General features: G+C 61.7%; 2 protein-coding genes. Both read left to right on the top strand.

Annotated features, from left to right (window positions below; genetic code table 11):
• Positions 1 to 511 (top strand): acyl-CoA dehydrogenase family protein (locus O6929_06530; protein ID MCZ6480040.1); only part of this gene is annotated, 511 nt, incomplete at its 5' end.
• Positions 512 to 634: 123 nt separating this feature from the next.
• Positions 635 to 3,177, top strand: a 2,543-nt coding sequence (locus O6929_06525) for a TIGR03960 family B12-binding radical SAM protein (GenBank protein ID MCZ6480039.1), incomplete at its 3' end; no start/stop codon positions are given.

The following is a 3,177-nucleotide window of genomic DNA, read 5'->3' as shown; positions in this document are numbered from 1 at the left end:
GGATGCCATCGTCCCCAAGGAGGACATGCTCGGCGAGCAGGGAAGGGGGTTCGCCAACTTCCTCCAGACTCTCGATTCGGGCCGGATTGGTGTTGGCGCTCTTTCCCTTGGCCTTGCCGAGGGCGCCCTGAACGAGAGCTTGGCGTATACATCAGAACGCCAGCAGTTTGGCAAGCCCATAGCAGCATTCCAGGGCGTCCATTTCCAGCTGGCCGACATGGCCACCGAGATCGAGGCCGCGCGTCATCTGGTGTATCACGCCGGATGGCTCAAACAAAACGGGAGGCCATACAAGAAGGAAGCGGCCATGGCCAAGTTGTTCGCGTCGGAGCTGTGCATGCGGGCCACCATAAAAGCGGTCCAGCTCCACGGCGGCTACGGCTATACGACCGAATACCCGGTGGAGCGCATGATGCGAGACGCCAAAGTGTGCGAGATCGGGGAGGGGACCAGCGAAATCCAGCGCATCGTCATCGCTAGGGAGTTGCTCGGGGACTTGGTTCAACCGTAGCGACAGAGCAGAGGTAGAAAGGCATCCAAGGCAGTGGAAGACATCGAGAGGCATTCGATGGAGCACCTGCCGCCAGCCTCCGGGGTGGCGGTAAGTCCGCACCCCGCTTACCTTTAGGCCATCATGAAGAAAGCTGCCCTCTCGCCGCAGGACCTCCAGGACCTACTCAATTCTGAAATCCTTCCGCTCGTCTCCAAGCCCAACCGCTACGTGGGCAACGAGATCGGTCTGGCGGGGAAGGACTGGGAAACCACCCAGGTGCGTTTCCTCCTCTGCTATCCCGACGCGTACGAAGTTGGAATGAGCCACACGGGGACCCAGATACTCTACCACATCGTGAATCGGGACCCCCGGTGGCTCTTGGACCGGGTGTACGCCCCTTGGCCGGACATGGAGGAACAGCTCAGAAAGCGGGGACTGCCCCTCTGGGGGCTGGAGCACCGGCGACCTGTGTGCGAGTACGATATTCTCGGCTTCACGCTGCAATCGGAGCTGACGTACACCAACCTCCTGAACGTCCTGGACCTCTCTGAGATCCCCATCCAGCAGTCAGAGCGGACGGAGGGACACCCGTTTGTCTGCATCGGCGGACCCTGTGCCTCCAACCCGGAGCCGCTGGCCGGTTTTGTGGACTTTGCCCTGATAGGCGACGCAGAGGACGCTCTCCAGGAAGTGCTGGAGGTCATCGCCGATTGGAAGAGCGTGGGTAGGGAGCGGGGAGAATCCCGACAGGGTCTCTTGAGACGCCTCCCGCTGGAGGTTCCCGGCATCTACGTACCCTCGCTGTATGAGGTTCCAAGAGGTGGGAGGACGCCGCGGCCCAAGGCCGATGCGCCTATGGGGCTCCCGCGCCAGGTTGTAGCCCGGAAGGTGCCTGTGCTCCGGCCCGAAGATCACCCCCGGGAAATGGTCGTGAGCCTTACCGAAACCACCCACGACCGGTTGCCTATCGAGGTCATGCGTGGCTGCATGCGCGGCTGTCGGTTCTGCCAAGCTGGGTACCTCTACCGACCTGCCCGGGAGCGCGATGTCGACGAAACGGTGGAAATCGCCCGGCAAGGGATCAAACACTCGGGATGGCAGGAGGTGTCACTTCTGTCCCTGTCCACGGCTGACTACTCCCGCTCGGTCGAGCTCACCGACAAGATGAGCCGCGCGATGGTCGATAAGGGAGTCAGCGTCAGCCTACCGTCGCTGCGGGCGGATGCTTTCAGCGTGGGGCTCGCCGAAGCGGTGAGTCGGGTGCGGAAGTCCGGCTTCACCTTCGCTCCGGAGGCCGGAAGCCAGCGGTTGCGTGACGTGATCAACAAGGGGATTACAGAGGAAGACATTCTCTCGGCCGTGGACAAAGCAATGTCGGCTGGTTGGACCAGCGTGAAGCTCTACTTCATGATCGGCCATCCGACGGAGTGCGAGGAGGATTTTGAGGAACTGGCCCAGTTGGTCGAAAAGATAACGGCGATTCTCAAGCGCTACCCGGGGCGCCGGAATATCACTCTGGGCTTCTCCCCCTTCGTTCCCAAATCCCACACACCTTTCCAGTGGGAGCGGCAAGACGACATCCAGACGACCCGCGAAAAGCTGGACTGGATCAGGACGCGCCTGAGAGGAAAAGGGGTGACCATCCGCCACCACGAAACGGCAGACACGGCCATCGAGGGCATCATCTCCCGCGGGGGCCGGGAGGTTGCACGGGTAATAGAGGGAGCCTGGCGGCGGGGAGCCCGGTTCGACGGATGGGGCGAACACTGCCGCTTCGACATGTGGCTGGGGGCGTTGGAGGATGCAGGCCTCACGTTGCAGGACAGCTTCAAAGAGAGAGCAGAAGATGAGGAACTGCCTTGGGAAATAGTAACTTACAAGATTGACCGGAAGTACTTTCTCAAGGAGCGGCACAAGGCGTATCGGGCAGGGGAAACCCCTGAATGCAAACACGAGCGGTGCTCCGCGTGTGGCGTCTGCGATTTTGATGCTATGAAGAATCTGTTGGCGGCGGAGTCGGGATCGACTCCCCCGGAGCGTGCCCCAGGCCTACTCCAGGGCTTCCGGGGAACCACCGTTCGGCTCGGATATCGCAAGGGCGACCCGATTCGTTTCATCTCCCATCTAGACCTACTTCGGGAGCTCGAACGCACCTTCAGACGGGCCGAGTTGCCGATGGTCTACTCCGAGGGCTTCTCTCCCCGGCCCAAGCTCTCTGTGGGTCCGCCGCTACCGCTGGGCTGGATCTCCGACTCGGAGTGGATAGACATCGAACTGGCCGGCACGTGGCCGGAGGAGGCCCTCTTGGGCCTGATCGATCTCCTCAACGCCTCGAGCGCTCCCGGTGTCGATTTCTTTGTGGCGGCGGTTATGCCCGTACGCGTGGGTGCTCTGGCTGCACAGATTGCGGAGAGCATCTACGTCGCAGATCTACCGTCCCCTCCCTTCGAGCTGACGCTTGGCGACCTCGAGCAGGCGATGTCCGAGTTCCTGGAAACGCCGTCGGTCGTCATCCAGCGCAGGCGAAAGGGAAGGGTGAAGCCAGTGGACATTCGTCCACTCGTCCGCGAATTGTCCGTTACCGCTCATGACCAGGTGATTCTCACCGTGGCCACGGGCGGCGGCGGTTCAGTTAAACCAACAGAGGTGCTTCAGGCGGCCTTGAAGCTCGACGAGTCCGTGGT

The sequence above is a fragment of the Candidatus Methylomirabilota bacterium genome, from assembly GCA_027293415.1.
GTDB lineage: Bacteria > Methylomirabilota > Methylomirabilia > Methylomirabilales > CSP1-5 > CSP1-5.
The sequence above is the reverse complement of the archived record's forward strand: the minus strand, read 5'-3'. Positions and strand labels throughout refer to the sequence as shown.